Annotated in this window: 26 protein-coding genes and 7 tRNA genes; 14 read left to right on the top strand and 19 right to left on the bottom strand. The window is 66.7% G+C overall.

Features of this window, described 5'->3' with window-relative positions:
* The 3 genes from def to AC5RUW_RS06840 form a co-directional block, all read right to left on the bottom strand.
* Window positions 1-591: a peptide deformylase gene (gene def, locus AC5RUW_RS06830; protein WP_494159982.1), complete on the bottom strand. Its 591-nt coding sequence runs from the start codon at window positions 589-591 to the stop codon at window positions 1-3.
* Window positions 592-678: 87 nt separating this feature from the next.
* Entirely contained in the window at window positions 679-1623 is a 945-nt protein-coding gene (locus tag AC5RUW_RS06835) for a cytochrome (protein WP_494159983.1), read from the bottom strand.
* A 76-nt stretch (window positions 1624-1699) separates the two neighbouring features.
* Window positions 1700-2149 carry a nuclear transport factor 2 family protein gene (locus tag AC5RUW_RS06840; RefSeq protein WP_494159984.1) on the bottom strand — a complete coding sequence of 150 codons (450 nt, stop codon included), beginning with the start codon at window positions 2147-2149 and terminating at the stop codon, window positions 1700-1702.
* 152 nt (window positions 2150-2301) lie between these two features.
* Between AC5RUW_RS06840 and AC5RUW_RS06845 the strand changes: the two genes are divergently transcribed.
* From AC5RUW_RS06845 to AC5RUW_RS06855, 3 genes are all read left to right on the top strand, one after another.
* Complete coding sequence (locus tag AC5RUW_RS06845) at window positions 2302-3438, top strand: acyl-CoA dehydrogenase family protein (RefSeq protein WP_494159985.1); 1137 nt, start codon at window positions 2302-2304, stop codon at window positions 3436-3438.
* Entirely contained in the window at window positions 3435-4691 is a 1257-nt protein-coding gene (locus tag AC5RUW_RS06850) for an acyl-CoA dehydrogenase family protein (RefSeq protein WP_494159986.1), read from the top strand. Before AC5RUW_RS06845 ends, AC5RUW_RS06850 begins: the two co-directional genes overlap by 4 nt.
* A gap of 143 nt (window positions 4692-4834) precedes the next feature.
* Window positions 4835-6109: a TetR/AcrR family transcriptional regulator gene (locus AC5RUW_RS06855; protein ID WP_494159987.1), complete on the top strand. Its 1275-nt coding sequence runs from the start codon at window positions 4835-4837 to the stop codon at window positions 6107-6109.
* 23 nt (window positions 6110-6132) lie between these two features.
* On the opposite strand, the gene AC5RUW_RS06860 is transcribed toward AC5RUW_RS06855, so the two are convergent.
* From AC5RUW_RS06860 to AC5RUW_RS06895, 8 genes are all read right to left on the bottom strand, one after another.
* On the bottom strand, window positions 6133-6897 hold the full coding sequence (locus AC5RUW_RS06860; protein ID WP_494159988.1) for a 2-oxo acid dehydrogenase subunit E2: 765 nt from the start codon (window positions 6895-6897) through the stop codon (window positions 6133-6135).
* 3 nt (window positions 6898-6900) lie between these two features.
* A complete protein-coding gene (locus tag AC5RUW_RS06865; RefSeq protein ID WP_494159989.1) occupies window positions 6901-7131 on the bottom strand; it encodes a lipoyl domain-containing protein in 231 nt (76 codons plus the stop codon).
* A gap of 44 nt (window positions 7132-7175) precedes the next feature.
* The gene (locus tag AC5RUW_RS06870) at window positions 7176-7889 is read right to left on the bottom strand and encodes a maleylpyruvate isomerase N-terminal domain-containing protein (RefSeq protein ID WP_494159990.1); all 714 of its coding nucleotides are present in this window, start codon (window positions 7887-7889) and stop codon (window positions 7176-7178) included.
* A gap of 27 nt (window positions 7890-7916) precedes the next feature.
* Window positions 7917-8942 (bottom strand): alpha-ketoacid dehydrogenase subunit beta, encoded by a 1026-nt coding sequence (locus tag AC5RUW_RS06875; protein ID WP_494159991.1) that lies wholly within the window; start codon window positions 8940-8942, stop codon window positions 7917-7919.
* 10 nt (window positions 8943-8952) lie between these two features.
* A complete protein-coding gene (locus tag AC5RUW_RS06880; RefSeq protein WP_494159992.1) occupies window positions 8953-9939 on the bottom strand; it encodes a thiamine pyrophosphate-dependent dehydrogenase E1 component subunit alpha in 987 nt (328 codons plus the stop codon).
* Between the two features lie 169 nt (window positions 9940-10108).
* On the bottom strand, window positions 10109-11560 hold the full coding sequence (locus AC5RUW_RS06885; RefSeq protein ID WP_494159993.1) for an NAD-dependent succinate-semialdehyde dehydrogenase: 1452 nt from the start codon (window positions 11558-11560) through the stop codon (window positions 10109-10111).
* Window positions 11557-13692 carry an acetate--CoA ligase family protein gene (locus AC5RUW_RS06890; RefSeq protein WP_494159994.1) on the bottom strand — a complete coding sequence of 712 codons (2136 nt, stop codon included), beginning with the start codon at window positions 13690-13692 and terminating at the stop codon, window positions 11557-11559. The genes AC5RUW_RS06885 and AC5RUW_RS06890 overlap by 4 nt, the downstream gene beginning before the upstream one ends.
* On the bottom strand, window positions 13689-14591 hold the full coding sequence (locus AC5RUW_RS06895; protein WP_494159995.1) for a VOC family protein: 903 nt from the start codon (window positions 14589-14591) through the stop codon (window positions 13689-13691). Before AC5RUW_RS06895 ends, AC5RUW_RS06890 begins: the two co-directional genes overlap by 4 nt.
* A gap of 196 nt (window positions 14592-14787) precedes the next feature.
* Between AC5RUW_RS06895 and AC5RUW_RS06900 the strand changes: the two genes are divergently transcribed.
* Both AC5RUW_RS06900 and AC5RUW_RS06905 read left to right on the top strand, forming a co-directional pair.
* On the top strand, window positions 14788-15291 hold the full coding sequence (locus tag AC5RUW_RS06900) for an FAS1-like dehydratase domain-containing protein (protein WP_494159996.1): 504 nt from the start codon (window positions 14788-14790) through the stop codon (window positions 15289-15291).
* Window positions 15292-15310: 19 nt separating this feature from the next.
* Window positions 15311-15739 carry a hotdog family protein gene (locus tag AC5RUW_RS06905; RefSeq protein ID WP_494159997.1) on the top strand — a complete coding sequence of 143 codons (429 nt, stop codon included), beginning with the start codon at window positions 15311-15313 and terminating at the stop codon, window positions 15737-15739.
* 80 nt (window positions 15740-15819) lie between these two features.
* On the opposite strand, the gene AC5RUW_RS06910 is transcribed toward AC5RUW_RS06905, so the two are convergent.
* The 4 genes from AC5RUW_RS06910 to AC5RUW_RS06925 all read right to left on the bottom strand — a co-directional run bounded on the left by AC5RUW_RS06910 (window position 15820) and on the right by AC5RUW_RS06925 (window position 18397).
* Complete coding sequence (locus AC5RUW_RS06910) at window positions 15820-16020, bottom strand: hypothetical protein (RefSeq protein WP_494159998.1); 201 nt, start codon at window positions 16018-16020, stop codon at window positions 15820-15822.
* Window positions 16021-16062: 42 nt separating this feature from the next.
* A complete protein-coding gene (locus AC5RUW_RS06915; protein WP_494159999.1) occupies window positions 16063-16425 on the bottom strand; it encodes a 2Fe-2S iron-sulfur cluster-binding protein in 363 nt (120 codons plus the stop codon).
* Window positions 16426-16456: 31 nt separating this feature from the next.
* Window positions 16457-17833 (bottom strand): aromatic ring-hydroxylating oxygenase subunit alpha, encoded by a 1377-nt coding sequence (locus AC5RUW_RS06920; RefSeq protein ID WP_494160000.1) that lies wholly within the window; start codon window positions 17831-17833, stop codon window positions 16457-16459.
* Between the two features lie 213 nt (window positions 17834-18046).
* Window positions 18047-18397, bottom strand: a complete 351-nt coding sequence (locus AC5RUW_RS06925) for a hypothetical protein (protein ID WP_494160001.1) — start codon at window positions 18395-18397, stop codon at window positions 18047-18049.
* Between the two features lie 15 nt (window positions 18398-18412).
* On the opposite strand from AC5RUW_RS06925, the gene AC5RUW_RS06930 reads away from it, so the two are divergent.
* Window positions 18413-19480 carry a hypothetical protein gene (locus tag AC5RUW_RS06930; protein ID WP_494160002.1) on the top strand — a complete coding sequence of 356 codons (1068 nt, stop codon included), beginning with the start codon at window positions 18413-18415 and terminating at the stop codon, window positions 19478-19480.
* A 56-nt stretch (window positions 19481-19536) separates the two neighbouring features.
* On the opposite strand, the gene AC5RUW_RS06935 is transcribed toward AC5RUW_RS06930, so the two are convergent.
* Window positions 19537-21141 (bottom strand): FAD-binding protein, encoded by a 1605-nt coding sequence (locus tag AC5RUW_RS06935; protein WP_494160003.1) that lies wholly within the window; start codon window positions 21139-21141, stop codon window positions 19537-19539.
* A gap of 201 nt (window positions 21142-21342) precedes the next feature.
* Here AC5RUW_RS06935 and AC5RUW_RS06940 point away from each other — a divergent pair, with 201 nt between their 5' ends.
* Window positions 21343-21831 carry an acyl-CoA-like ligand-binding transcription factor gene (locus AC5RUW_RS06940; RefSeq protein ID WP_494160004.1) on the top strand — a complete coding sequence of 163 codons (489 nt, stop codon included), beginning with the start codon at window positions 21343-21345 and terminating at the stop codon, window positions 21829-21831.
* 56 nt (window positions 21832-21887) lie between these two features.
* Here the strand turns inward: AC5RUW_RS06940 and AC5RUW_RS06945 are convergent.
* Window positions 21888-21959 (bottom strand) — tRNA-Val (locus AC5RUW_RS06945).
* Window positions 21960-22282: 323 nt separating this feature from the next.
* Here AC5RUW_RS06945 and AC5RUW_RS06950 point away from each other — a divergent pair.
* The 7 genes from AC5RUW_RS06950 (at window position 22283) to AC5RUW_RS06980 (ending at window position 23377) form a co-directional block, all read left to right on the top strand.
* Window positions 22283-22356 (top strand) — tRNA-Gly (locus AC5RUW_RS06950).
* Between the two features lie 62 nt (window positions 22357-22418).
* Window positions 22419-22492 (top strand) — tRNA-Cys (locus AC5RUW_RS06955).
* A 26-nt stretch (window positions 22493-22518) separates the two neighbouring features.
* Window positions 22519-22590 (top strand) — tRNA-Val (locus AC5RUW_RS06960).
* Window positions 22591-22615: 25 nt separating this feature from the next.
* Window positions 22616-22689: transfer RNA gene (locus tag AC5RUW_RS06965), tRNA-Gly, on the top strand.
* Between the two features lie 41 nt (window positions 22690-22730).
* Window positions 22731-22802: transfer RNA gene (locus AC5RUW_RS06970), tRNA-Val, on the top strand.
* A 25-nt stretch (window positions 22803-22827) separates the two neighbouring features.
* A tRNA-Gly gene (locus AC5RUW_RS06975) sits at window positions 22828-22904 on the top strand.
* A gap of 215 nt (window positions 22905-23119) precedes the next feature.
* Window positions 23120-23377 (top strand): antitoxin, encoded by a 258-nt coding sequence (locus tag AC5RUW_RS06980; protein ID WP_494160005.1) that lies wholly within the window; start codon window positions 23120-23122, stop codon window positions 23375-23377.
* Window positions 23378-23448: 71 nt separating this feature from the next.
* Here the strand turns inward: AC5RUW_RS06980 and zapE are convergent, their stop codons facing one another.
* Together zapE and AC5RUW_RS06990 are read right to left on the bottom strand one after the other, a co-directional pair.
* Window positions 23449-24489, bottom strand: a complete 1041-nt coding sequence (zapE, locus tag AC5RUW_RS06985; protein ID WP_494160006.1) for a cell division protein ZapE — start codon at window positions 24487-24489, stop codon at window positions 23449-23451.
* A gap of 149 nt (window positions 24490-24638) precedes the next feature.
* Entirely contained in the window at window positions 24639-25316 is a 678-nt protein-coding gene (locus tag AC5RUW_RS06990; RefSeq protein WP_494160007.1) for a TM2 domain-containing protein, read from the bottom strand.
* Between the last annotated feature and the right edge of the window lie 123 nt (window positions 25317-25439).

Below are 25439 nucleotides of genomic sequence, written 5' to 3' on the forward strand. Positions count from 1 at the left end.
TCAGGCTCCCGTCGGCTGGCCGAAGCTGCCGACGGCGCCGGTGCCGCCGAAGCTGGAGCCCACGCTGCGGGCGCGCTCGGCGGTGGTCCGCTCGGCGACGGCGTCGTAATCGCTGTTCCGGATGGCGCGCAGGGCCGCCTTGCGGTCCTCGCCCTTCAGCCGGTCGATGTAGAGGATGCCGTCCAGGTGGTCCGTCTCGTGCTGGAAGCACCGGGCGAGCATGCCCTCGCCTTCGATCACCACCGGGTTGCCGGACTTGTCCTGTCCGCTGACCCTGGTCCAGCGGGCCCGGGGCACGGGGAAGCCGAGGCCGGGGATGGAGAGGCACCCTTCGACCTGGTCCGGCTGCAGGTCTTCGCTCAGTTCCAGCACCGGGTTCACGATGTGCCCGGCCTGTCCGTCGATCCGGTAGGTGAACACGCGGAGGCTGACGCCGACCTGCGGCGCGGCCAGGCCGGCGCCGTCGACGTCCTCCATGGTCTCTTCCATGTCGGCGACCAGCTTGGCCAGCTCCGGACCGAAGTCGGTCACTTCCTCGGCCCTGGTCCGCAGGACGGGATCGCCGATGATCCGGATGTTCAGGATTGCCATCTGGGGTGTGTTCCTCACTGTCGCTTCGGTGGCTCGGTCATCCAGTCTAGTTCCGGACGGGCGCCCGGGGACACGCCGGAGCTGCGGTCAGCGGGTCCCGGCTGCAGCTTCCGGCGCCGCCGGTGCCGCCGAGGGTGCCGGCGCCGGCCCGGGTGCGGCGTGGGCGCCGCTGGGGAATGCCGCGTGCGACGGCGCGGGCGGCGGTGCGATGGGCAGCAGGGCCGGCCCGGCCTGGGCGGCTTCGATGCTGGTCTGCCAGACCCGGCGCAGGGCGCAGAACTTGTACCAGTGCTGCGGCAGCACGGCCGGGTTGGCCCGGACGGGACGCACTTCGGTCTGCCCGACGGCGACCCCCAGCAGCACGGGCGCGTCGCCGTGCGCCCACGGCTCCCAGGTGCCGGCGGCGGCGTCGACCAGTGATTCCTCGGCCTTCAGGCCGGCGACCAGCTGCATGACGACCTTCTCGTCGAGGGCCTTGACCAGCCCGTCGCGGTCGGTGTTCTTGGTCTTGTAGTCGATCAGGCAGACCCGGCCGCCGATCCGGGCGACCAGGTCGAGCGTGCCGGCGTAGCCCAGCTGGTGGTTCCACACGGTGATTTCAGCGGCGATGGGCTCCACCTGGTACAGCTGCCACCATTCATCGAACCGGTCGGCGAACTGGTGCTCGCCGTGTTCGCGCAGGGATTCCCGGGCCAGCTGGACCTGCTCGGGCAGGCCGAGCGCGCGCAGCGCGACCTGTTCGCAGTAGTAGTGGACCCGCGTACCGCGCTCGGCTGCCTCGTCGCGGTACCGCTCGGAGGCGCGGCTGGCCTCCTTGACCAGGGTGCGCAGCTGCGGGGGGCTGCCCAGGGCCGGTCCGAGGCGGGGATCCTTCACCACGGCGTTGGCCGCCATGTAGCTGTGCCAGCCGCCCAGGTCACTGGAGGCCTGGGAGATCACGGTGGTGATGGATGGGACCGCCGGAGGTTCACTCAGCGAGCGTGAATACATCCGCCCGAAGTCCGTTGCGTGCGCCAGAGCCGGTTCAGTCATGTCTTTAGTCTGTCACTGTCCGCTGACAGAACCGTTGCCGCCGTCGGCGCGGCCTGCGGCAGGCGGCTCGCCGGACTCAGGCCGTCGCGGCGGGCGCCTGCTCGGGAGCCGGGGTCAGAATTTCACGATGCCGCATCGTTTCGACCAGGTGCCGGCTCTTCCAGCCCTGGGCCGTCTGCACGAACGTGTGATCGTAGTAGCCGTAGTGGTGCGAGGTGCCTTCGACGCCGGTCAGCCTGCACGGGTTGTGAAAGAACGCCCTGACGTGGCACTCACCACCGTCGAAGCGGTAGCTGACGTTCGTGATGTAGTGCTGTGTCCAGGGCATTGACTCGAAGATGGGCGCAAAAACGGCCACGATCTCCGCCGGAGTGCCCCGCAGGGGCAGCGAGTTGGTGTAATCCACGTCCGCGTCCTCGGTGAACACCGACCGGTACAGCTCCCAGTCCTGGAAGTCCACGCCGTTGGCGTAGTTGGCCAATTGCTGCTGGATCTCAAGGCGGGCTGCTGCTTGGCTCGGGTCCATCATCCACTCCTCGTATCGGTTTTGTTGGCGGCAAAGCTAACAGGACCCGGACTCCCCCGCAACGCTCCCTAGACCAAATCTTTGTTCCATGGTTCGATGATCCCAGCTCCATTCACGGGGACGACGGTCCCAGTCAGGAAAGCAGGATCACCATGGACATAGACCTCACGCCGGACCAGAAGGCCTTCCGGGACACCACTCGGAGCTTTCTGGCCAAGACCGCCGGCAGCGAGGTTGCCCGCGGGCTCGCCGACTCCGGCGAGGGGCTCGACCGGCCGTGGTGGGCCCGGGGTGCAGAGCTGGGCTGGACCGCGATGCTGGTCCCCGAAACGCTGGGCGGCGGAACGGTGTCGGGCAATCCAATGACCGATCTCTGCCTCGTCGCCCGTGAGTTCGGACGCGCGTGCGCTCCGGGCCCCCTTCTGAGCACCAGCGCGGTCCTCGCCGGCCTGACGTCCTCGGGCGAAACCTGGGCCGAAGAGATCGAGTCCATTCTTGCCGGTGAGCTCCTTGCCGGCTGGGCCGTCTATGAACCTGACCGCGGCTGGGTTTCCTCCAACCCGGCGACCACAGCCACCCCGACCGCATCCGGCGGTCTCCTGGTGTCCGGCACGAAGGACCGCGTGGAAGAGGGAGACTCGGCAGACCTGTTCCTGGTGACTGCCCGTTCTCCCGACGGCCCCGTCCAGGTGCTGCTTCCCCGGGACACTCCGGGGTTGACCGTCAGCAGGTCCTGGTCTCTCGATGCGACCCGCCGCTATGCCTCGGTCCGGCTCACGGACGTTCACGTGCCGGCCGAGCGGGTGGTCCACCGGGGCCCGGCGGCGCTGGCGGCCATTGAAGCCCAGCGGCGATGCGCTGCGCTGCTCGCCGCCGCAGAGATGACCGGAGCAGTGGAGGTGATGTTCGACGTCACCGTCCAATGGATGGCGGACCGCTACGCTTTCGGGCGGCCGCTGGCTTCCTACCAGGCCCTGAAGCACCGGATGGCCGACAACAAGACCTGGCTGGAGGCCTGCCTGGCCGTCACCGCCGGAGCAGCGCGCGCTGTGGACGCAGGAGCGCCTGGAGCCGCCGAGCTGGTCCATGCGGCAAAGGCCTACGTGGGCGCAAAAGCCCCGATCATCCTGCAGGACTTCATCCAACTGCACGGCGGCATGGGCGTGACCTGGGAGCACGACCTGCATTTGTACCTGCGGCGGGCTGTCGGCGACCGCGCCCTGTATGGAACTCCCGAGGAATGCCACGAAGAAATCATCGTGATGCTGGAAGGAAAGGACGCGGCATGAGCACTGCAACGAACAGGCTGGACGCCGGAGCCGAAGTTGAGTCCGTGGAAGACTTCCGGCGACGGGCGCGCTCGTGGCTGCAGGAGAACATGCCCCGGGCCGCCGCCCTGCCGCACGGAGACGACGACGCCGCCTGGGAACGGGCGCGCACCCTGCAGGGGATGCTGCACGCGGGCGGCTTTGCCGGCATCTGCTTTCCGGTCGAGTACGGGGGGCTCGGGCTCACGCCGGCGCATCAGGCTGCCTTCAGCGAGGAGGCTGCGGCCTACGAGATGCCGACCGTGCTGAACATCCCCAATTTCTCCATCTGCGGAGCAACGCTGCTGGAGACGGGCGCCGAGGCCCAAAAACAGAGGTTCCTGCCCCGCATCATCAGCGGAGAGGATGTCTGGTGCCAGCTGCTCTCCGAACCGCGCGGCGGCTCCGATCTTGCGGGCGTCATCACCAAGGCCGAACGCGACGGCGGTGACTGGGTGCTGAACGGCGCCAAGATCTGGAGTTCGGCCGCCTACGCCGCAGACTACGGTTTGTGCCTCACACGATCGAACTGGGATGTACCCAAGCATGCGGGACTCACCATGTTCGCCCTGCCCCTTAAGGCGCCGGGGGTGACCGTTCGACGGATTCGGCTGCTCAGCGGATCCACCGAGTTCTGCGAGGTGCACTTCGACCAGGTCCGCCTGCCTGCCGACCACGTCGTCGGTGCCGTGGACGAGGGCTGGGCAACAGCCTCACGGCAGCTGTTTCACGAGCGCAATTCCATGGGCGGCGGTTCACCCTTCATCAGCGGGCCGCGGTTCAGGAAGGGCAGCCAGGGGACCGATCTCCTGCAGCTCGCCCGGCGCACCGGTCGGCTGGAGGACGCCCGGGTCCGCTCTCAGATTGCCGAGGCCCGCATCATGCAGGTCGTCTCCGAGCAGCTGATTCGCCGGATCGGGGCGGGCATCGCATCCGGCGCCATGAATCCCCAGGCCAGCTCCATCCTTCGCCTGTTCGAAGCCGAACGCGGTTGGTTCGATCATGATGCCGCCCTGTCCATCGCCGGCGCGAATGCGGTCACCGGCCCCGCCCCGGAGGACGCCGGACCCGGACGAACGGGTCACCGCTTCCTCTCACGCCAGGCTGCAAGCCTGGGCGGTGGAAGCACCGAAATTGCGCGCAACATCATCAGCGAGCGGGTGCTCGGGATGCCCCGGGAATTTGCTGCCGACCGGGGAACGGCCTTCAGGGACGTGGCACGCAGCGGATCCTGAAACGCGCCCGGCGCAGCCGCCTGCGGCAGCGGCGCCGGGCACCACCGTGCGCTAGTATTTCCCCGATATACTGTCCCGAGCTGGAGGCCCGCACATCCTGTGCCTGACGTTCCCGGCGGGCCGCTCCACGTGTGAGGACCTCAATGCCCAGGCAGATTGAAACCACCGCCGCCCCCGGCATGGCGTCGAGCCCGCGGGCCGAGCAGATTCGGGCAAGCGCCGGCGAGCTGTTTTCGTCCAAGGGTTACGCAGCCACGACCATGCAGGACATCGCGGACGCCGTCGGCATTCTCCCCGGGAGTCTCTACCACCACTTCACGGCGAAGGAAACCATCGCCGTGGAACTGTGCGAGGCCCTCTATGCCGCTCTGCTTGACGTGGCCGTCCGGTCACGCCGTCCGGAGAATGCGGCACGCCCGCCGGAAGAACGGCTGCTCCGCCTCGTCGCGGACGTCTCGCTGGTGGGACGCCGGCACGCTCCGGCGGTGGGTCTGCGCGTTTTTCAGGCGCCCGCCGTGGCCACGGAACGCCTGCACGCGACAATCAACCACCGGCCCCTGGCCCTGCAGCGGGTCTGGCGATCGGTGATCAGCGACCTCGCCGAGCAGGCTCCCTCGACCGCCATGGACCAGGAGATGCTGGCGATTGCGCTGCAGGGCCTCTCGATCCATCCCGGGGCTGCGGCCGGCGCCGGGCTCGACGTGGAGCAATCCTCACGACTGCTTTGCGACATGCTGCTGCATGGCATAGTTGCAGATTGTCCCCCTGACCGTGTCCTCGACGCATCCGCCCCGATGGCCGCGGTCAGGGACGCCATTGAGGACTACGTCGCGCCCGATCCGGGCGATGAGACCCGGGCCGGGATCGCAGCGGCCGCCCGGCAGCAGTTCGCGCTTCGGGGATTTGACGCAACGACCATTCGGGACATCGCGGATGCGGCGGGGGTCCGCATGGGCACGCTCTACCGGAGAATAGAGTCCAAGGATGCCATCTTCGCCGAGATCGTCGACAACTATGACCGCCAGCTCGACACGGTGCTGCGCGCCGCTCTGACGACACCGGCGGAGTCGGAAGCGGAGACCCTGGATGCGCTGGCCTTCGGCATCGTGCACGAGGCGCGCAGATTCCCGGACGAGACCCGCATGATGTCCCTGATCTGGAACCGCCAGCAGGAAGTACAGGCCCAGGTTCGCAGATACACCACCCATACCAATGAACGCCTGGCCCTGCTGACCGGTGTGTTGGAGAACGGCCAGGCGGCGGGGCGCATCCGTCCGGTGGCATCTGCGGAAGTGCTGGCCGGCTACGTACGCAGTGTCCTGTGGATAGGGTCGGGGCGACCGGGTCGGGCCAGCGGCCGTCGCATCCGCAGGTTCCTGCGGGAACACCTGCTCCGGGGAGCGCTCACGGAGCGCTGACGCCCCCCGGAACCAAGCGTTCCTTAAGCGTAAGGAGCCAGCTCGGCCTCGAAGGCTTCGGGCTGCAGGCGTGTCCGGACGAGACTGAGGAAGCGGCCTGCATCGGCTCCGTCTATGAGCCGATGGTCATACGTCAGCGGCAGCGAACAGACGGAGCGGATTTCGACTGACTCACCGCCGCCGGACCCTTCAACCACCCTCGGACGCTGGACGATCGCCCCCGTCCCGAGGATGGCCACCTCCGGATAATTGATGATCGGCGTGTCACTGAGCGAACCCGCGCTGCCGATGTTCGTCAGCGTGATGGTGCTCCCGGTGACCTCATCCGGACTGATGCCGCCTTCCCGAACCCGTGCAGCGAGTTCCGCTATGCCCAGCGCGGTCTCCCGCAGGGTCAGGGTGTGGGCGTCCCGGAGCACGGGGACGACCAGCCCGCGGGCAGTCTCTACCGCGATGCCAAGGTGAACGGCGTCGTGATAGGTGACGTGCGTGCCCGCTTCATCAAGGGAAGCGTTGAACTGCGGATAGGCCTGGGCCGCCTCCACAAGTGCCCTGGCGAAGAAGGGAAGATAGGAGAGAGAGACCCCTTCGGCGGCGGAAAACGGCGCTTTGGCTGCCTCCCGCAGCCGGCGGATGCCGGTGACGTCGGCCTCCTGGACGGCGGTCAGCTGCGCTGCCAGGCGCAGTGATTCGGTCATCCGGGACGCGATGGTCCTGCGCATGCGCGGAAGCCGGACCGTGGTCCCGGCCACCGGAGCGGCCGGTGACCCGGCAACCTGCTGTCCCATCTGCTACTCGATCTCCGCGACGAGGGTGCCAACCGGATAGCTGGCGCCCTCCGCCGCCTTGATCCGCAGGATCCCGTCGGTGGGGGATTCGATATCGCTGGAGGTCTTGTCGCTTTCGAGCAGGTAGAGGGGGTCACCCGCTTTGACCGCGGCCCCCTCCTCCACGAACCATTCGGCGATTTCGCCCTCCTGCATGGTGACTCCCAACTGGGGAATCCGTACTTCGGTTGTCATAGGGTTCCTTCTTCCGTAACCGGGACCAACGCGGCGGCGCAGCGTCAGTCGAAGAGGGGGGCGAGAGGCAGCGGATACCGGCTGGTAACCGCCAGCAGCAGCGATTGGTCGCCTTCCGCCGGGTAGGACATCAGCTGTTCCCGGGAACGTCGCACCCCAAGCAGTCGAAAGAGCTCCCAGTCGCTGGGCAGCTCAGCCCGGCACCCGATCTCCGGGCCGCCGAACAGCGCCTGAGAGGTGGGTGTCGTGAGGAGGAGGCCAGGCTCGCCAACCAGGCCCAGGTACCGGACCCAGGCGACCATGGCAGACAGCGCCTCCTCCAGTCCTGCCGCGTGGTCCTGGTACTCAGGGCCCAGCGCAGCCCGCACATCGTGCTCGTGCGTGACGACGTCCACCACCAGGGGCCCGGAGGGCCGGCCGGCGAACATGGCCGCCAGCGGATCAAGCAGTGCCTCCCATTCGGCCGTGATCCGGTCCACCGTGTGGTCGGCGCGGGCGGCCACCTCGCGGTCGATTGTGGCCTGGACGTCGTCACCCCATCCCAGCCGGTTTACGGAGATGTGGGCGACGCTGGTCAGGTGGGCCACGACATTCCGAACGGTCCAAGCCGGGCTGGCCGGGACGACGACGTCGGCCCCCTCCTCCCCCGCCTTGCGGGCCACGGCGATGAGCCGGGCTGCGCCGTCGAGGTAGGCCTGGAGCATGGCCTCGTCGGTGGGTGCCTTGTCGAGTACGGGGTCGGGAAGTTGAACGTTCATTTTGTGCCTTCCAATCCGGATCAATGGTCAGAACAGTGACCGGACGGCCTGTTCGATGCGGCCTGCATGCGGCAGGTACTCCGCCTCCAGGTTGCGGGCGTAGGGAACCGGGGTTTCGACGCCGGCCACGCGCCGCACCGGCCCGGCCAGCTCGCCGAAGAGCTCCTCGGCAATCGTCGATGCGAGCTCGGCGCCGTAGCCTCCGCGGCGGACGGCCTCGTGTACGATCACCGCCCGCTTGGTGCCCGCGACGGCGTTGAGCAGGCCGTCCCGGTCCAGCGGCACCAGCGTGCGCAGGTCGAGGACTTCGGCGTTGATGCCCTCTCCCGCCAGCTTCTCGGCCACGCCGAGGCAGTCATGCACCTGCCGGCCCCAGCTGACCAGGGTGACATCGGTCCCCTCCCGTGCGGTGCGCAGTTTCCCCAGCGGAACCCGGTAGTCACCCGGCGGGACATGCCCCTTCTGGGTGTAGTAGAGCATGAACATTTCAACGAACACGACCGGGTCGTCGTCGAAAATCGAGGACAGGAGCAGCCCCTTGGCGTCGGCCGCCGTGGAGGGAACCACCACCTTCAGCCCGGGCGTGTGGGTGAGCTGCGCCTCGAGCATGTCCGAGTGCTGGGCACCGAAGCCGCCGCCGGCACCGGTGGTGGTACGCACCACCAGGGGAACCTTGGTCTGGCCCCCCGACATGTAGCGCAGCTTGGCCGCATGATTGATCAGCTGGTCGGCGGCGACGGCCAGGAAGTTCATCAGCATGATCTCCGCCACGGGACGCATTCCGGTGATGGCGGCGCCGACGGCGGTTCCCATGATGGCCTGTTCCGAGATCGGCGTGGGACGCACACGGTCCAGGCCGAATTTGGTGGACAGGCCCTTGTGGATCTTGAAGCCTCCACCGGCCGGATCCTGGATGTCCTCCCCGAGCTCAAAGACCGTATCATCGATGGTCAATGCCACATCGAGTGCCTCGTTGATGGCCTGGACCATGCCGAGGATCCGTTCCTGCGGGGTGTCGTCTGCGGTGACGGTAGCGTCAGTTTGCGTGGTCATGTCAAGCCTCTCAGGCGAGGTCGGTGTAAAGCTCGGACAGGTCGGGCTGCGGGCTGGCTTCGGCGAATGCGAACGCGTCGTCGATCTCCGCCCGGTGCGCATTCTCCAGGGCCGCCAGTTCGTCCTCCGTGGCGATGCCCTCCGCCAGCAGGCGTGCCCGCAGGGCGGGGACGGGGTCCGCGGCCTCGGCCACGGCGAATTCGTCCCGCGGCATGTACTCCATGGGATCCTGCGGGGTGTGCCCGCGGAACCGGTAGGTCATGGCCTCGATGAGGGTCGGCCCGCCGCCGTTCCGTGCGGCGTCCACCGCCTGCCGGGCGGCTTCGTACATTTCCACCGGGTCATTGCCGTTGACGTGGTAGGAGCGCATGGAGTATCCGAGCGCACGGTCGGTGATGCGGCCGGCCGAGGTGCCCGCCGCGTAGGAGGTGTATTCGGCGTAGCGGTTGTTCTGGCAGAGGAAGACCACCGGGAGGTTCCAGACCGAGGCGAGGTTCATCGCCTCGTGGAAGGCTCCGATGTTGGTGGCGCCGTCGCCGAAGTTGACCACAGTCACCTGCCTGGTGCCGCGCAGCTGGGCGGAGAGGGCGACGCCGTTGGCGATCGGCAGGCCGGAGCCGACGACGCCGGTGGTGACGATCAGGCCCGAGTCCGGATGGGTGACGTGCATGGGCCCTCCCTTGCCCTTGCAGGTGCCGTCGGCCCGACCGTAGAACTCTGCCGTGAGTTCCCGCAGCGGCACGCCCTTGGCGATGTGGTCGTGAATGCCGCGGTAGATGGTCAGCACGTAGTCATCCTGCGCGAGGACCTGGGCCATGGCGGAGGGAATGATTTCCTGGCCCCGGGGCGAGTAGTACATTCCGGTCGCCTTGCCGGTCTTGAGCTTTGATACGTACGTGTCGTCGTACATCTTGATCTTCGCGGCAAGCGAATAAATCGCCAGGAGGATCGGGGGCTCGATCTCGGTGGCGGGATCCACCTCAAGGGTTGCAGTCATGTGGTCATACTCCTGTCGAGTTCTGCGCGGGGGCTTCTTTGCACCCGATAATCCGGAGTGCTTTGCACTTAAGTGGAACAAGTATTTGGTCTCTGGAACCTAGTTCAGGGCTGTAGGCGTGTCAAGCATCACACCGGGTGCCAGCCGCGGTGAGCGGCCCCCAGGGCGTTCACACGGCTATGCCGACGAGCTTCGTATCCAGATACTCGTCGATGCCCTCCTGTCCCCCCTCCCGTCCCAGGCCGCTGGCCCCGACACCCCCGAACGGGGCCGAAGCCGAGGTCGGGTTGATGTCGTTCACCCCGACCATGCCGACCCGCAGCTTCTCGGTCGCCCGGACCGCCGTGGACAGGTCGTTGGTGTACACGTACGCGGCGAGCCCGTATTCCGTGTCGTTGGCCTTGGCTAGCACTTCGTCTTCGGTATCGAAGGGCATAACCGCGGCGATCGGCCCGAAGGTCTCCTCATGGGCAATAAGCATTTCGGCGGTTACGTCCGCGAGGATCGTGGGCTCGAAGAAGGTCTTGCCGTTCAGCCCTTCAACCTGGACCCGCGTCCCGCCGGCGACGAGGCGTGCACCCTTGTCGAGGGCGTCGGAGACCTGCTGTTCCATCTTGAGGACTGCGCGCTCGTCGATCAGCGGCCCGACCGAGACACCCGGCGCATCGCCGGCTCCGACCTTCAGTGCGGCAACACGCTCCCCCAGTGTTTCGATGAACGCCTCGTAACGGGACCTGTGAACGTACATCCGGTTCGGGCTGATGCACGCCTGCCCGGCATTCAGGAACTTGACCAGAGCGGCCCCCTTCGCAGCCCTTACCGGGTCTGCATCCGGGAAGACAATAAACGGGGCATGTCCGCCCAGCTCGACCGAGACCCGCTTGAGGCCCTCCGTCGCCCGACCGGCCAGTTTCCTGCCTACGGCCGTGGATCCGGTGAAGGTGAGCTTCCGCACCAGGGGCGAGTCCAGCAGGACGTCGCCGATGTCGGCACCCCGCGTGCTGGTGACCATATTGACCACGCCGGCCGGCACGCCGGCCTCAAGCAGCAGCTCCAGCGTTGCGACGGCGCACAGCGGCGTCTGCTGCGCCGGTTTGAGGACCGAAGTGCAGCCGGCCGCCAGCGCAGGGCCAAGTTTCCTGGTCAGCATTGATATCGGATAGTTCCACGGCGTGATGGCGGCCACGATCCCCACCGGCTGGCGCATGGTCATGAACCGCTGATCGGCGCGTGCGGAAGGAATGGTAACTCCGCCTATGCGCTTGGCTTCCTCGGCGAACCACGCCAGGAAGTCCGCGGCGTAGGCCACCTCGTTCATAGAGGCCTTGAGCGGCTTGCCCTGTTCCCTGGTCATCAGGGCGGCAAGTTCCTTCTGCCGCGCCCGCATCAGGGAATCTGCGGCGGAGAGCACGGCTGAGCGCCGGTGCGCCGTGGTACCGGCCCAGGCGTCCGCGGCGGCATCAGCCGCAGCTATGGCCGCTGCGGCGTCGTCCGCTCCGCCGTCGGAGGCCCAGCCGATGATTTCCGCGGTCGCGGGGTCGCTTACAGGGAAGGCAGACCCACTGAGTGCTTCACGCCACTCACCGTCAATCAATATCGTCGCTGCGCTGTTCGCTGTCATCTGGAACCGGTCCTTTCGAAAGATGCGGGGGCATCGGCGTCATTCGCCGTGCCCTGGACAAGGCAAAGTGCGTCGACGGCGGCAAAGCCGTCGCCCGTCACCACGAGCGGGTTGATGTCGAGCGACTCAAGCCAGCCGCTGCCGGCGGCGGCAAGTTCGCCGGCGCGCACCAGGAGATCGGCGAGCGCCTCGAGGTTCCAGCCGGGCTTGCCGCGAAAACCGTGCATGACCTTCACGTCTTCGAACTCTGCGATGAGGCTGCGGGCTTCGGAGTGTGAAAAAGGCGCCATCCGGCCCCCGACCCGCTGGAGGACCTCGACCATGACCCCGCCGAGGCCGAAGACGACCATCGGCCCGAGCTCGCTGTTCTGGAGGCCGATGAACGCCTCGCCCTCGGCCCGGATCTGGGGCTGCACGGCAACGAGCCCGGGCAGGCCGTCGCGGCGGGCAATGTCCCGCATACGGGCCACGGCGGCTTCCAGATCCGCAGCTGCTACGCCCAGCTCGACCGCTCCGTGTTCCGTGCGGTGGCCGACGTCGGCCAGCTTCACCACGTAGGGGCCGGAGAAGTCCGGCACCGCCGGTTTGGCATCTTCCGCCACCAGCTGGTACGGGGCGATCGGAATGCCGTGGGAGCGAAGCAGCTCCATGCCCGCCGCGAACGGGAGCATATCGCCCTCCGGGGTGCTGACAGGCTGCGCGGCGGGTGCCGGAACGGGGACGATTCCGTCCCCGGCATCCTCCACCGCCGACCGGGCACGTGAGAACGCCGTCAATGTCTGGAGCCCGCGCAGGGTGGCGCGAATGCCGTGCCCGGCAGCGACGGCGCCGGACGCGGAAACGATGTCCATTGCCCAGCCGCCGAGCGGCCCCGAGCAGTTGGACAGCAGGAAGGGTTTGCCGTGCTTTTCGGCAGCGTCAGCGTACTTCCGCAGGAAAGGGACGGAGTGCTCGCTGGCGTCCTCATCAGCGAGCGGATGGGCATGCAGCACGGCGTCAACCTCATCTGAGGAGGCGTACCTGTCCAGGATCTCGTCCCAGTTGGCCATTCCCATCGGCGTCATATCGAGGGGATTCGGTACGTGCACGCCCGGGATCAATTCCTCCACCCATCCGCGGAGACCAGTCAGGGCCGGGACGGCCACCTGCTCGTCAAGGGCAAGGTCCATGGCCAAAGACGCATACCCGCCGGTGGAGGTGATGATCGCCAGCTTGTTGCCGGTTGGGTGGTACCGGCCGTCCAGCTGTTCAATCACCGCAAGCCGGTCAATCAGCTCCTCCGGATCCCGGGCGAGGCCGATCCCGAGCTGCCGGAAGGCGACGTCGTAGACCCAGGCGTCACCGGTCAGCGCACCGGTGTGGGACGCCGCCATCTCCCGGGTCCGCGAGCTGCGTGCCAGCTTCAGGGCGACGATCGGCTTGCCCGCCTGCAGGGCGCGCCGGGCCGCAGCGAAGAAGGCCGCTGGTCGGCGGATCTTCTCGATCACCAATCCGATGGCGGTGGTTCCCGGGTCGTCCACCAGGTAATCGACGTAGTCCGCCAGGTCGGTGACCGCTTCGTTGCCGGCCGAGATCACCAGATTGAGGCCAATCTGCGGACGCTCCCAGGCGGCCATGACCGCGCCGCTGAGGAGTGCCCCGCTCTGGGACACGACGGAAATGCCGCCCGTCCGGCGCTTGTGGTTCGCGGCGATGGTGAGGTTGAGGCCCCGGGACACATTGGAGTAGCCGAGCCCGTTGGGACCGACAACCGCCATGCCGGAACTACGTGCGGCCGCGGCAAGGCGCTGCTGCAGTGCGGTTCCGGTCTCATCGCCCATCTCCGCGTAGCCGCTGGAGACCAGGACGACGCCCCCGACGTCCAAGGCTGCCGCCTGCTCGACGACCTCCACGGCCACTGGAGCGCTCGTGACGCAGTAGACGGCGTCAATGGGACCCTCGATGTCGGCCAGGGAGCTGACCGTAGGCTGCCCCATCACTGTGGCGTGTTTGGGGTTGACGTAGCGCACAGCTGCATCGCTGCCGAGTGTCGGGGAAAAGGAGCTTACGAAAGGCGACCCGTCACGCAGTCCGACGACCGCTACGGTCCGCGGATCGAGGACGCGGCGCAGCGCCGCACTCTGGCCGCTCACCGTGCCCCACCGCTGCGGCCTGCGTCACGCGGACCCCCCGGCACATCCCAGGTGGTCCAGCGAAACAGTGCACCGTGGGTGGTGGCAGGGTCGGTCACCATGGTGCTCCCGTCCCGCTCCAGGATCCTGATGCCCTTGGTCTCGAAGTAGGCTGCCGTCGCATCAAGGTCCTGAACCCGGAATGCTGCGGCGTGGTGGATTTCGCCGTTTTTTTCGAGGTCGGCGGCAGCGAGGGTACCGTCCCGGTTTGGCGTCGAGAGCTGGACCACGGTGTCCCCCATCTGCACGTACGCGTCATCTGTGCCGGTCAGGGCGGAGGAGTCCTTGTGCAGCAGGCTTCCGCCCAGGACGCCGGAAAAGATCCCGGTCGCCTTCTCCAGGTCCTTCGTGAGGATTGTGGTGTAGGCGAGTCCGGGGGTCTGGACCGGATGGTTGCGGATCCACCACTCGGAGTCAAAGCCGCTTCCGTTGATCCGCGGGTCCCTGGCCCCGACCTGGCTGCCGTCGGGGTTGAAAAACTCCAGCTGGGCAATGGTGTCTTTTGGATGCGTCATGATGGCCGAGTTCGGACCGGGACGTTCCGCGGTGGGCCGGCCTCCTTCGACGAACACCCTGACCCCGGCGTCGGTGCAGCGCTGCCACAGGTCGCCGGCGTCGTCCGTGTACCAGGCAATTGAATGCCAGTGCGGTCCAAACCGGTTAAAGAAGCGTCCGAGCGGCATGCTGTCCCAGCCCTCGACGCGGAACGCCGGTGCCAGCGGCTCGATGACGGCATCGCCGAGCAGCACAAGGGAGGCATCCCGTTTCTCGCCGGGCATGTAATTGTGGTCCAGGAATCCCCGCTGCACCCCGAAGACGTCGTCGTACCACGCCTCCAGCGCGGGGAGGTCATCAGTCATGTGAATGATGTGGAAAATGCGGCCGATGGCCATGAAGCCATCCCCTTTCTGACGGCGGGAGCACCCGACGCGGAGTCGCCCCGATCCTCTCCGAAACAAATATTCGTTCCGCTATTGAAGAAACCTGCCCTGATCGGAGACAGTTGTCAAGCACCCCGGAAGGTCCGGGACTGTTTCGAACAGAGGAATCAGGTTCATGAGTTCACTGATCACAGCCGAGATGCAGGAGGCGGTCGGGACCCGTATGGGCAGCCAGGTTTCGTATCCGGTTTCCGCATCCGACATCCGGCGCTGGGCATTGGCCATCTACTGGCCCCGCCGGCCGCCGGCCCGGTTCCTTGCGGACGAGGACTCGGGGCTTGTCGCCCCCGAGGATATGAACCCGTTCGCCTGGGCCGCCCGGTCGACGGCAGCGCCCGAGCAGAACGAACCCGCCCAGGGCCACGACCCGGACCGGACCGAAAAAACCATCGGCATCACGGGTCCAGGGCTCCGAAGGCAGCTGAACGCCGGGGTAAAGATCACCTACGGCGTGCCCATGCGGGTCGGCGACACGATCACGTCGGTCCGAACCCTCGCGGGCTACGCCGAGCGGGAAGGAAAGCTGGGCAGGATGCTGTTCACCACGACCTCCGACCTCTGGACCAACCAGCACGGCGAACACGTAAAGCGCACCGAACTGACCCTGATCCGCTACTGAGCACCCGGAAAGAGGAGCCATGACCGCCAGCACACCCGAGGCCACCACCGTCGACCTCGCCGAAGGATCGACCCTGCCCGAATGGACCCGCGAAACCGGCCTGGAGACCTGGAACAGATTTGCCGCCGTCAACAATGAGTTTGTGTCCATCCACATGGACGATGAAGCCGGCCGCGCAGCCGGCATGCCGGGCGCCTTCGGCCAGGGAAACCTCCTGGTCTCCTACCTGCACGCGGCGGTGCGGGACTGGATCGGCGACCACGGGCGCATCCTGGAGCTCGCAGCACAGTTCCGCAAGCCCAACCTGAGGGGGAGAATCATTGTCGGCGGCGCCGTCACGGCAGTCAGCTCCGGCCACGACGGCCGGGAGGCCCAGCTGGAACTGTGGCTGAAGGATGCGGACGGCGCAGTGCTGACACCGGGAACGGCCCGGGTCCTTCTGCCCTGAGTATTGGCGTGCATTCCGGTGCACCGCTCGCCAAAAGACGGCCGGCAGAGTTGCTCTGCCGGCCGTCCCTGCTCCCGGCTTCAATCAGGAATCATGGCGAGCCGGGTCCAGCGTCGCTGGGCCCAGTGCGGCTCCCCGTCAACATAGATCCTTTTGACCTGCCCCGGACCGAACCCCCGGAACCCCGGCTCCACCGAGACCCAGCCCCCGGTCTCAAGCGGTTCGACCTCGAGCTGGAATCCATTCCTGTCGTCGTCTGTGGTCACTGTCACGACACGCATCGATCTCCTCGTCCTTTCCTTATGCTCTAGCCCTTCGAAGTGTTATGCCCCGGGGAGGCGCTCACCCTGGAACACCGACTGGCGGACGGTGACGTCGCCGGTGAACTCAATCTGGCAGGCGAGGCGGATACCCTCGGCGTCATTGCCGTAGGAGCGCTGGGCCACGCGCCTGATCACGCGTTCCTCTGCGAGGTTCGGAACGGCCGGCGCGACCTGGTCATGCCCCTCCAGGATCCGCACGTGGCAGCGGGAGCAGGTCCCCTGGCCGGCGCAGACCGTAGGCCAGTCGTAGCCCTCCCGGTAGGCCGCATCGAAGAGCGTCTCATTCTCGCGGACTTCGATCACCACCCCTGCCGGCACGACGGCGACCTGGGGGTAAGGGCTGCCCTGCCGTGCGGTCACCATCGACCGTGCCGGATCCCCTTCCACGCCAAACTCACACATACTTGGCGAGTTCGCGATCCAGCGCCTGGTGCCAGTTCACGATCAGCCGCTCGACGTCGACGCCCAGTCGGATGTGCTCCAGCTCGGAGGAACGCAGTCCGGTCTGCATGCGCTCGATATTGCTGGCATCCTGCTGAACGAACCACAGCTCATCCCACGTGGGGGCATCGTCAGCGCCGATCTGGGGCTTCTTCACCGGCGTTCCCGTCGGCGGGATCTCCAGCGCGAAGAAGTCATAGATGCACTTGTTGGGATCAGTCGGGTGGGGGCGGGAGCGGTAGACCAGCCCGCATCCCAGCATGGCGACGCCGGTGAAGTTGGGGAACATCGCCCAGTGTCCGGTGGTGTCCGGGTGCATCGGAGTGAGTTCCACCCCGCGGCGGGCCGCATCGATGTATGCACGATTGAAGAACTCGGCGAAGAATTCCCCCGCATCCGTCATCTCCAGCAGATCCTCCATGATGGCGATGTAGTGCGCGTTCGTCTGGGACTGGGATCCTTCCCACATCACCTTCGCGCTCATGTAGAACTTCACCGCCGGGGTCATCTTCTCGGGGTCTGTAAAAAGCCTGTCGTCCTGACCCGGCAGCTGCAGAATCCGCGGTGCCCGGGAATCGGTCCAGCCGTGGCCCTGGGGGTCGGTGCGGTAGTGAGCGTAGGCAAGGGCGTTGTAGTCCTCGTCCCGCAGGAAGCCGGCCATCTCGGGGTGCGCCTGCATCACGTGGTAGGCCTCGAAGAACGCCTCCTGGGCGACCTTCCAGTTGGCTTCGAATTCGATCTGATGCCACCAGGTGATGTGGGCCTTTTCGAAGCCGTTGCCGTCGAGCGGGCCGGCGATTCCGCGGATGGACTCTTCGAAGGGGGGCGCCTCGAGGTCCAGGTTGATCCAGACAAAGCCCCAGCGCAGTGCCACCTGGACCTCGGGCAGGTCAACGTCCTCCTGCTTGACGGTCCTGGGCTCGAAACCATCCTTGGCGTAGATGTAGGTGTTCTTGCCCTCAAGGTTCCAGCGCCATCCGTGGAAGGGGCAGACCACCTGATCGGCACGGAAGGTGCCCGACCCGCAGGCGATCGCCGTACCGCGGTGCCGGCAGGCGTTATGGAAGGCCTTGACGCTGCCATCCTTCTGCCGGATAAGCATGATCGACTGGTCGAGGATCTTGTATTCGGTGAAGTCTCCCGGCCGCGGAATTTCGGTCTCATGGCAGGCGTGCTGCCAGGCATGCTTCCAGAGATTCTTCTCAAGCTCGAAGAACTCCTGGCTGTGGTAGCGGGCGGCCGGAATCAGCAGCTCATCCACCACATGGTGGGGCACCTTGGACGTATCGACCGCCGGACTGGTGGCGGGTTCGTTTTGAACACTTGTCATTGCTGCGTCTCCCTGTCTCTTTCCCGGCGTGGCGCACCGGTTCGTAGCCTGGTTTCCTGCGGCCGCCGCCGGCCGGCAGCGTCGCCTTGACGTGAAGTGGAGGTGCGGCTCCCGAGGGGGCCGTTCCAGCACCGACCCTACGTGTGCCGGGCGTCACATGGAATAGTTTCGGGCCAAATATTTGTTCCGACCTGGATGCAAAAAAAGAGACCCTCACTCCGGCAGTTCGGGTTCGTCGCCCCACATCTTGGCGGGCGGCACTTCGTCCACATCCACGACTGTGACCGGGCGGGAATACTGCCGGTCCGGACCGTCGATGTCAAAGCTCCGGAAAACCAGGCGATCACCGACCAGCGTCCCGACATAGGTCCCGTCGGCCACCGCAAAAACACGGTCGCCGGCAATCCTTCCCACCACGGTGCCGGACGGAACCATGACGGTGTTGCCCTCGTTCAGCAGCGGCCGGCCGTTCTTGGTCCAAAGTTTTCGAATCAATTTCTCCCCCTCGTGAGTGATTGAAGTTTGAATTGTGCCCTCGGGCCGTGGACCGGTCAACAGGTTCATGGAAGCATCTGCCCCATGGACAGGGCCGCTGGCGAAGACGACCGGGCAACCTCGGATTACCCCCCGGGCGGCAGCGGCCTGCCCCCCGAGCCTGAGTGGTCAGACCCGCTGGCTGCCCTGGCCGTCCTGGGGCTGAGCGAGCCACGCCTTTCAGGGCGGATGGTCCGCAGCAGGTTCGGAACCTCCATGGATGTCACCCTGGAGTTCGGCGACGCCGTCGACAGCTCGGCCCTTCCGTTCGTCATGGTCAGGACATGTCCGTCCGTCCGACGCGCCGGATCCCGTGCCGCTCGGCTGGATCTGGCCCTGCTGACGGGCCAAAGGCGCCTGCGTCGCCTGCCCGAACACCCGGCCCCTCCCGAAGACATCCGGCCCTCCTCCCCCGTGCAGCACCGCACCCTGCTTGTCGCCGGCATCCCGGTCCCGGGTATCTACCGAAGCCTGGAGGGCCTCTGGGCCTTTGAAGCGCATCTGTCAGCCCAGGTCCTGCCTCCCGGCCCGAACTCCCCCGGGACCCTCGTGACCGTGGTCGCACGGGGAGTCGATCCGGCGCAGGTGCAGCTGGATCCCGTGAACGACCTGGAACCGTTCAGGGCTGCCGCCCACCGTGCCCGAACCACTGCCTCCGGCCTCAAGCCTGCATCCGCCGCGGACGCGTCCTACAAGGCGCTGGAGGAACTTGTCCTGGCCGCGCTCCGGGGCGGCCCCGACCCCGACCGGTACGACGAACTCAGCGAATGGATGATCGAGCTGCGGGGGTTTTGGTCCGCTGCGCACCGCGCCCAGATGCATTTCGCCGGCCAGGACGCAGCGGCTGCTGCCGCGGCCCTGAACCGTCTCACCGAGCAGATGCGCACGCTCTCCAGGGAAGTCCGGTGGTGGGACGACGATGGAAGCGATGCCGTGGCCGAGAGCATCCGGTATACCGTGTTCGGCAGCCCTGTTGCCAGCCGGGCCGCCCAGGAGCAGTGGGAGCGGGGAATCGCCGATCCCACTGCCCGCGAACGGTGGCTGCAGGCGTGGCACCACTGGCATTCCCTCCGCGGCCGCCCCCGTCGCCCGGCGGAGGTGCCCGGCCGCTGAGGCTGAAGGGCATCTCCGCCGCGAGGAAGCGGATACTCGGGACTGAACCGCCCGAGCTACTGGGCCGTGCTTCCGGCTGGCTGCTTTGCAGCAGCATGGGCGCCGGCCCGCCGGCCGCTGAAGAGGCAGTCGGCCAGGGCCAGGCCGCTGATGTAGCTGTTGGAACAGACGCCGACCGCGTTCCGCCCGGCAGCGTAAAGCCCCTGGATCAACGAACCGTCCTTGCGCTTCACAAGCCCGGTCTCGCCGTCGACCATGAGCCCCCCGAGGGTAAGGCCAGGCACCGGGAGCAGCGGAGAGGAATCGACGGAGATCTCATACGCGTAGAAGGGGCCCTTGCTGACCGGCATGCAGAGCTCCGGGTCCTTGTGTGCCGGGTCCCCCGTGCCGTCCGCGATCCCGCGGTTGTAAGCCTCCACCGTGCTCCGGAGGCCGGACGCGTCGACTCCCATTTTCGCGGCCAGCTCATCGAGGGTCCGGGCCTTCTGATGCCCGGTCGCAAAGATGTAGATTGCCTGTGCCTTTTGGAAGATCTGCGTCTGGCGCCAGAACTGCCCCCGCGCCTTTTTCCAGCTCGCGGAGTCGAAGACCGCCCACCCCTTCCCCCCGAACTCGCGCATCAGGACATTGCCGTGGGTGGCCCCGTACAGGTCTTCGTTGGCGATCCGCTTTCCATCCAGGCCGACGGTCACACCCTCAACAAAGCCGCTCGGCGGAGAGAGGAAGCGCCAGGCTGTCACGTTGCCCATCTTGCCGACGGCGCCTCCCGCGCTCATGCCAAGCCGGATTCCGGTACCGTCGTCGGCGGGTGTGCCGAGCGGGGATACCTTGGTGAACTCCGGCGCGTATTTCCGGACCCATTCCTTGTTGTAGATGAACCCGCCGGCGGAGAGGATGACAGCCCCGGCCCGGGCCTCCTTGGTCACGGCACCTTCCTCCCACAGCGCCTGGGTCTTGGCCGTGGCGCCCTTCACGAGCTTAGGGGCGAAATTGCCAAGCTTCCCGGTGCGCTTGGTCAGCGCTGCGTGCTGTTGGGCATTCGGATGGCCGCTGTCGAGGACGCGGTAGCGAACGCCGACAACAGCGCCGTCTTCGATGATGAGTTCATCAACCCTGGCCAGTGGAACAAATGTGACACCCTTGCGCGCGGCTGCGGAGGACAGGTGCCCCCACAGCACCTTGCCGGAAGCAAGCCCCTTGGCAAGGGTGCGGTGCCCACGGGGGGCGGGTTCAGCGTTGAGGACATAGGGATGGGCCTTCTCATTGCCGGAGTAGTACAGGTAGTAGTCATCCGTGGGATAGGAGGTCTTGTAGGGCGCAACGCTGGAGGCAAAGCGGGCCCCCTGCTTTTCAAGCCACTCGATGGTCCCGGGGCTTTGTTCGCAGAAGCGGCGGAGCGTGGCGTCGTCGACGGCGTCCCCCACCTCCTGCACCAAGTAGTTGTAGAGGTTCTCCACCGTGTCCCGGTAACCCGCCTCGAGCTGCTGCCTGGTGCCGCCGCCCGCATAGACGACGCCGCCGGAAAGTGCACTGGCGCCGCCTCCATGGCTGCGGTCCAGCACCAGGACCCTGGCGCCGTGATCCGCCGCCTCTATAGCCGCTGCGGCACCGGCGTCGCCGTATCCGACCACGATGACATCGAATTCCTGCTTCTGGGCCATCCGACCCTCCTTTTCTCACAACGTTGTGATGGAATTCACACTCGGAATATCGGCAGGGTATGCCGTAAATGACGAGGGGGCAACCAATGAGGGTTTGCGCATGAGCACACAACGTCGAGGAAGACCGCCGCTCGCCGACCCGGCGCAGCTGCGTGCCCAGGTAGTCCAGGTCCTGAACAGGGAAGGCTGGAAAACGTCAGCATGCGCGAAATCGCGGACCAGGTGGGCGTCAGCGTACGGACGCTGCACCGCTACTTCCCAACCAAGGCCGACATCGTATGGGGCGACGTCGACGACTCCTTCGACACGCTTCGAGCCGCTTTGGCCGCGGCATCCGACGACCTCTCGATCATTGAGACCGTCATCGAGGTTGTCGTCGAAGCCCTGGGCCCCCTGGACGAGAGGCCCGGATGGGAACGCGACAGAATTCGAATGATCGCGACCAATCCGGATCTGCAGGTGATCCACTCCCACAGCTTCCTCCGGTGGCGCCGGGAGCTGGCCGCTTTCATTGCGCGGCGCATGGGTGAGCCCGAGGGGAGTCTCGTTGCGGCAACCTCCGGCGCCGCAATGCAGGCAGTCATGATGCATTCGCTGGCGTGGTGGGCCACGCACCCCGACAGCTGCACACCGGCAGGCGCCATGACTGAGGCACTGCGGGGGCTGGCCCGAACGTCCTCGATGCATTAGGAGCGGAAAGCACGAAAGGCCACCCTGATCGGATCAGGATGGCCTTTCCCTGTGCGTGGGCGATACTGGGTTCGAACCAGTGACCTCTTCGGTGTGAACGAAGCGCGCTACCACTGCGCCAATCGCCCGTCTGCGCTGATACTTTCCAGCGCCGCGGTGCGTAGAAGACTCTAGCCCACATCCGCCCCAAGTTCCAAACCGACCCAAAACCTGTTCCGTTCGCGCACTCCTCGCGCGCGATCAACTCCTGCAGGATGATCTGCTTCCGGCCCGGGCCAAAGCGGGTGCCGCGCCGGCCCGGGGCGGCGCAGCGGCGCACCCCACGGCGGCGGGCGGCCCGCCGATTGGACGAACCGAAAATCCTCCTATAGAGTCTTTCTTCGTTGGAAAGCAGCGAGGACCACTCCCGGAGAGATGATCGGGGAGCGGGAATCTCTGCTGGAATCAACATGCGGACGTAGCTCAGCTGGCTAGAGCACCACCTTGCCAAGGTGGATGTCGCGGGTTCGAATCCCGTCGTCCGCTCGCAAGTCACTGTAGAGACCGGCTATCCCAAGCCGGTTGACCTATGCTTAGGCAGAGGTCACGGTGGGGTGGCCGAGAGGCGAGGCAGCGGCCTGCAAAGCCGTATACGCGGGTTCGAATCCCGTCCCCACCTCCACGGTGATACTTGCACAGCCCACATGGGCGCGATTGGCGCAGCGGTAGCGCGCTTCCCTGACACGGAAGAGGTCACTGGTTCGATCCCAGTATCGCGCACGAACAGTCTCGACTGTTTCTTTTTGCGGACGTAGCTCAGCTGGCTAGAGCACCACCTTGCCAAGGTGGATGTCGCGGGTTCGAATCCCGTCGTCCGCTCTCCTGATCCTGGGGTTCCGGTTGTGGATTCTCAGGTCCAGGCGCGATTGGCGCAGCGGTAGCGCGCTTCCCTGACACGGAAGAGGTCACTGGTTCGATCCCAGTATCGCGCACGAACAGTCTCGACTGTTTCATTGTGCGGACGTAGCTCAGCTGGCTAGAGCACCACCTTGCCAAGGTGGATGTCGCGGGTTCGAATCCCGTCGTCCGCTCCATGTCTCCGATGGGACCGGGATACCCCGGTCCCATCGGTGTTTAACGTCGCTTCGCCCCCCCTCCCCCTCCCCCCCTACGCGGGTGCACACCGTTCCCCGGCCGGCAGCGGGCCGTTTTCAGCTCTGGACTGAAGCCCTTGGCTGCCCCTCGGCACCGACCTACCATGGAAGCGAACGGGAAACGAACGGGTTTCCCCGGCGAAGGGAGGTGATCCGTGTCTATATTTGACGAGCTCAAGGGCAGGACCGGAGAGCTGAAGGACAAGGCGGCGGGGCTGGTCAGCCAGAACTCCGGCCGCATCAAGGACGGCATTGGTCACGCCGGCAGCTTCGTCGACCAGAAGACGGGCGGCAAGTACACCGACAAGATCGAGGGCGTCCGCCACAAGGCCTCCGGCATGGTCGACCGCGTTGAACGCGATCGCCGCGGAGACCAGGACGGCGGTCCTTCACAGACACCTCCGGCCAGATAGTCCCGGAGCCCGACAAAGAGGCCCCTGCCCCGCCATCGGCGGGTCAGGGGCCTTTGTCATGCCACCGGGCGCTAGGAGGCTTCTCCGGTCTGGCCTTCCCGGGCCAGGGCGGTCAGGCGGGAGACCGCGCGGAAGTACTTCTTCATGTAGCCGCCGGCCATCATGTCCTTGGTGAACAGGCTGTCGAACGGCACGCCGCTGGCCAGGATGGGCACGTCCTTGTCGTAGAGCCGGTCCGCGAGGACCACGAAACGCAGGGCCACGGACTGCTCGGTGATCGTCTCCACATTGCGCCACACCACGGCATCGATGCCGTCGATCAGCTGCCGGTAGCGGCTGGGGTGCACGTCCGCCAGATGCGCGACCAGCTCGGAGAATTCGTCCATCGCCACGGTGCGGCCGGAGAACTCCGCCTCCATGCGCTGCTCCAGCTCGTCGTCGGGCAGCGGGTCCGGTGACTGCGGCAGCCCGCGGTGCCGGTAGTCCTCGCCGTCGATGCGGATGACGTCGAACTGATCCGCCAGGACCTGGATCTCCCGTTGGAAGTCGACCGCGGCGAAGCGCCCCTCACCCAGGGAGCCGGGCAGCGTGTTGGAGGTCGCGGCCAGCTTGACCCCGGCGTCGGCCAGTTCCCGCATGAGCCGGGACATCAGCACGGTGTCCCCCGGGTCATCCAGCTCGAACTCGTCGATGCAGACCAGCTTGTAGGTGCTCAGCGCCTCCACCGTCTTGCGGAAGGACAGCGCACCCACGAGGTTCGTGTATTCCACGAAGGTGCCGAACGCCTTCTGACCGTCAACCGAGTGCCAGAGCGAGGCCAGCAGGTGCGTCTTGCCGACGCCGAAGCCGCCGTCCAGGTACAGGCCGGCCTTGGTCTCGGCCCGCTTTCCGCCGCCGAACAGCCGGCGCAGGCCGGAGGCCGCCGGGCGCCCTGCGGCCTCGCCGAAGCCGCGCATCGCCTCCACGGCCTGCGCCTGCGACGGCTGGGCGGGATCCGGACGGTAGCTGTCGAAGGAGACCTCACCGAAGCGCGGGGAAGGGTGGAACCCCTTCAGCAGTTCATCGACCGATACCTGGGGAGTCCGCTCTGCAAGGTGCTCCACTTGTGCCACAGCTAAATACCCGTCCATCCGTTAGCAGTAATCCTGTGCGGCCGGCCGGTTGTCCCCGGCACAAACGCCACCGGCCCACAATACGCCAACCAGCCCGCCCCGGCGCGTTCATGAAAAGGCGGCGGAGCGGGCCGGGCGGCACGGAGGCGCTAATCCCGCAGCGGAATGCCCCTGGCGTCCCGGCGGAATGACTCAGCCCCGCAAAGGATCATGATGCCCTCCACGAAACCCCAGATGGCGATGCCGAAGCTGGCCAGGCCCAGGGTCAGGATCCCGCCGACCAGGCTGCCCAGCAGCTGGACCAGGCCGATGTTGGTGTGGCCCAGGTAGAAGCGGTGGATGCCGAGCCCGCCGAGGAAGATGCCGAGCAGACCGGCGAGGATTTTGGACTTCTGTTCCCCGTAGGCGGGGTAATAGCCGCCGGCGTACGGGTTCGGCGGGACCTGCTGCCCGTAGGGGGCCTGCCCGTAGGGGTTCGGCGGCGCCTGCCAGCCCTGCCCTGCCTGCCCGTAGGCGCCCGGGGGCATCTGCTGTCCGTTTCCCCAGCCCGGCTGACCGTACGGATTCGGCGGAGCCTGCCGGTCGTATCCATGCTGCCCGGGGACCTCCCCGCCGTAGGGCCCGGGAGCGGCCTGCTGCCGTTCACCGTCCGCGGTGAAGGGGTCGGCGGTGAAGGAATCGTCCCCCGACGCCGGAGCCGGCGCGTCGAACGCGTACGGATCCCGGCCCTGGCCCCCTGGCCCTTGGGGAAGCCCCGCCTCCCGGCCGGGACCGTGCGGCTCGGCGTCCCCTGCTCCGGGCTGGCTGGTCGGCTTTTCGGATGACATGCGGTCCCCTCGGGTGTGGATCGGCGGAGCGCCCCGGCGGCTTGCCGGGCGCACGGCGAGTATATCGGGACGGCGGCCTGCGCTTAGGGGAAGTTTCCTGCGGCGGGCTTCGTTAGGCTTAGT

The sequence above is a fragment of the Arthrobacter sp. Y3222053 genome (assembly GCF_059092805.1).

Bases quoted from the DNA above. Each gene is read 5' to 3' on its own strand.
- def (WP_494159982.1), bottom strand. From the start codon at position 591: ATGGCAATCCTGAACATCCGGATCATCGGCGATCCCGTCCTGCGGACC.
- AC5RUW_RS06835 (WP_494159983.1), bottom strand. From the start codon at position 1,623: ATGACTGAACCGGCTCTGGCGCACGCAACGGACTTCGGGCGGATGTAT.
- AC5RUW_RS06840 (WP_494159984.1), bottom strand. From the start codon at position 2,149: ATGGACCCGAGCCAAGCAGCAGCCCGCCTTGAGATCCAGCAGCAATTG.
- AC5RUW_RS06845 (WP_494159985.1), top strand. From the start codon at position 2,302: ATGGACATAGACCTCACGCCGGACCAGAAGGCCTTCCGGGACACCACT.
- AC5RUW_RS06850 (WP_494159986.1), top strand. From the start codon at position 3,435: ATGAGCACTGCAACGAACAGGCTGGACGCCGGAGCCGAAGTTGAGTCC.
- AC5RUW_RS06855 (WP_494159987.1), top strand. From the start codon at position 4,835: ATGCCCAGGCAGATTGAAACCACCGCCGCCCCCGGCATGGCGTCGAGC.
- AC5RUW_RS06860 (WP_494159988.1), bottom strand. From the start codon at position 6,897: ATGGGACAGCAGGTTGCCGGGTCACCGGCCGCTCCGGTGGCCGGGACC.
- AC5RUW_RS06865 (WP_494159989.1), bottom strand. From the start codon at position 7,131: ATGACAACCGAAGTACGGATTCCCCAGTTGGGAGTCACCATGCAGGAG.
- AC5RUW_RS06870 (WP_494159990.1), bottom strand. From the start codon at position 7,889: ATGAACGTTCAACTTCCCGACCCCGTACTCGACAAGGCACCCACCGAC.
- AC5RUW_RS06875 (WP_494159991.1), bottom strand. From the start codon at position 8,942: ATGACCACGCAAACTGACGCTACCGTCACCGCAGACGACACCCCGCAG.
- AC5RUW_RS06880 (WP_494159992.1), bottom strand. From the start codon at position 9,939: ATGACTGCAACCCTTGAGGTGGATCCCGCCACCGAGATCGAGCCCCCG.
- AC5RUW_RS06885 (WP_494159993.1), bottom strand. From the start codon at position 11,560: ATGACAGCGAACAGCGCAGCGACGATATTGATTGACGGTGAGTGGCGT.
- AC5RUW_RS06895 (WP_494159995.1), bottom strand. From the start codon at position 14,591: ATGACTGATGACCTCCCCGCGCTGGAGGCGTGGTACGACGACGTCTTC.
- AC5RUW_RS06900 (WP_494159996.1), top strand. From the start codon at position 14,788: ATGAGTTCACTGATCACAGCCGAGATGCAGGAGGCGGTCGGGACCCGT.
- AC5RUW_RS06905 (WP_494159997.1), top strand. From the start codon at position 15,311: ATGACCGCCAGCACACCCGAGGCCACCACCGTCGACCTCGCCGAAGGA.
- AC5RUW_RS06910 (WP_494159998.1), bottom strand. From the start codon at position 16,020: ATGCGTGTCGTGACAGTGACCACAGACGACGACAGGAATGGATTCCAG.
- AC5RUW_RS06915 (WP_494159999.1), bottom strand. From the start codon at position 16,425: ATGGTGACCGCACGGCAGGGCAGCCCTTACCCCCAGGTCGCCGTCGTG.
- AC5RUW_RS06920 (WP_494160000.1), bottom strand. From the start codon at position 17,833: ATGACAAGTGTTCAAAACGAACCCGCCACCAGTCCGGCGGTCGATACG.
- AC5RUW_RS06925 (WP_494160001.1), bottom strand. From the start codon at position 18,397: ATGAACCTGTTGACCGGTCCACGGCCCGAGGGCACAATTCAAACTTCA.
- AC5RUW_RS06930 (WP_494160002.1), top strand. From the start codon at position 18,413: ATGGACAGGGCCGCTGGCGAAGACGACCGGGCAACCTCGGATTACCCC.
- AC5RUW_RS06935 (WP_494160003.1), bottom strand. From the start codon at position 21,141: ATGGCCCAGAAGCAGGAATTCGATGTCATCGTGGTCGGATACGGCGAC.
- AC5RUW_RS06940 (WP_494160004.1), top strand. From the start codon at position 21,343: ATGCGCGAAATCGCGGACCAGGTGGGCGTCAGCGTACGGACGCTGCAC.
- AC5RUW_RS06990 (WP_494160007.1), bottom strand. From the start codon at position 25,316: ATGTCATCCGAAAAGCCGACCAGCCAGCCCGGAGCAGGGGACGCCGAG.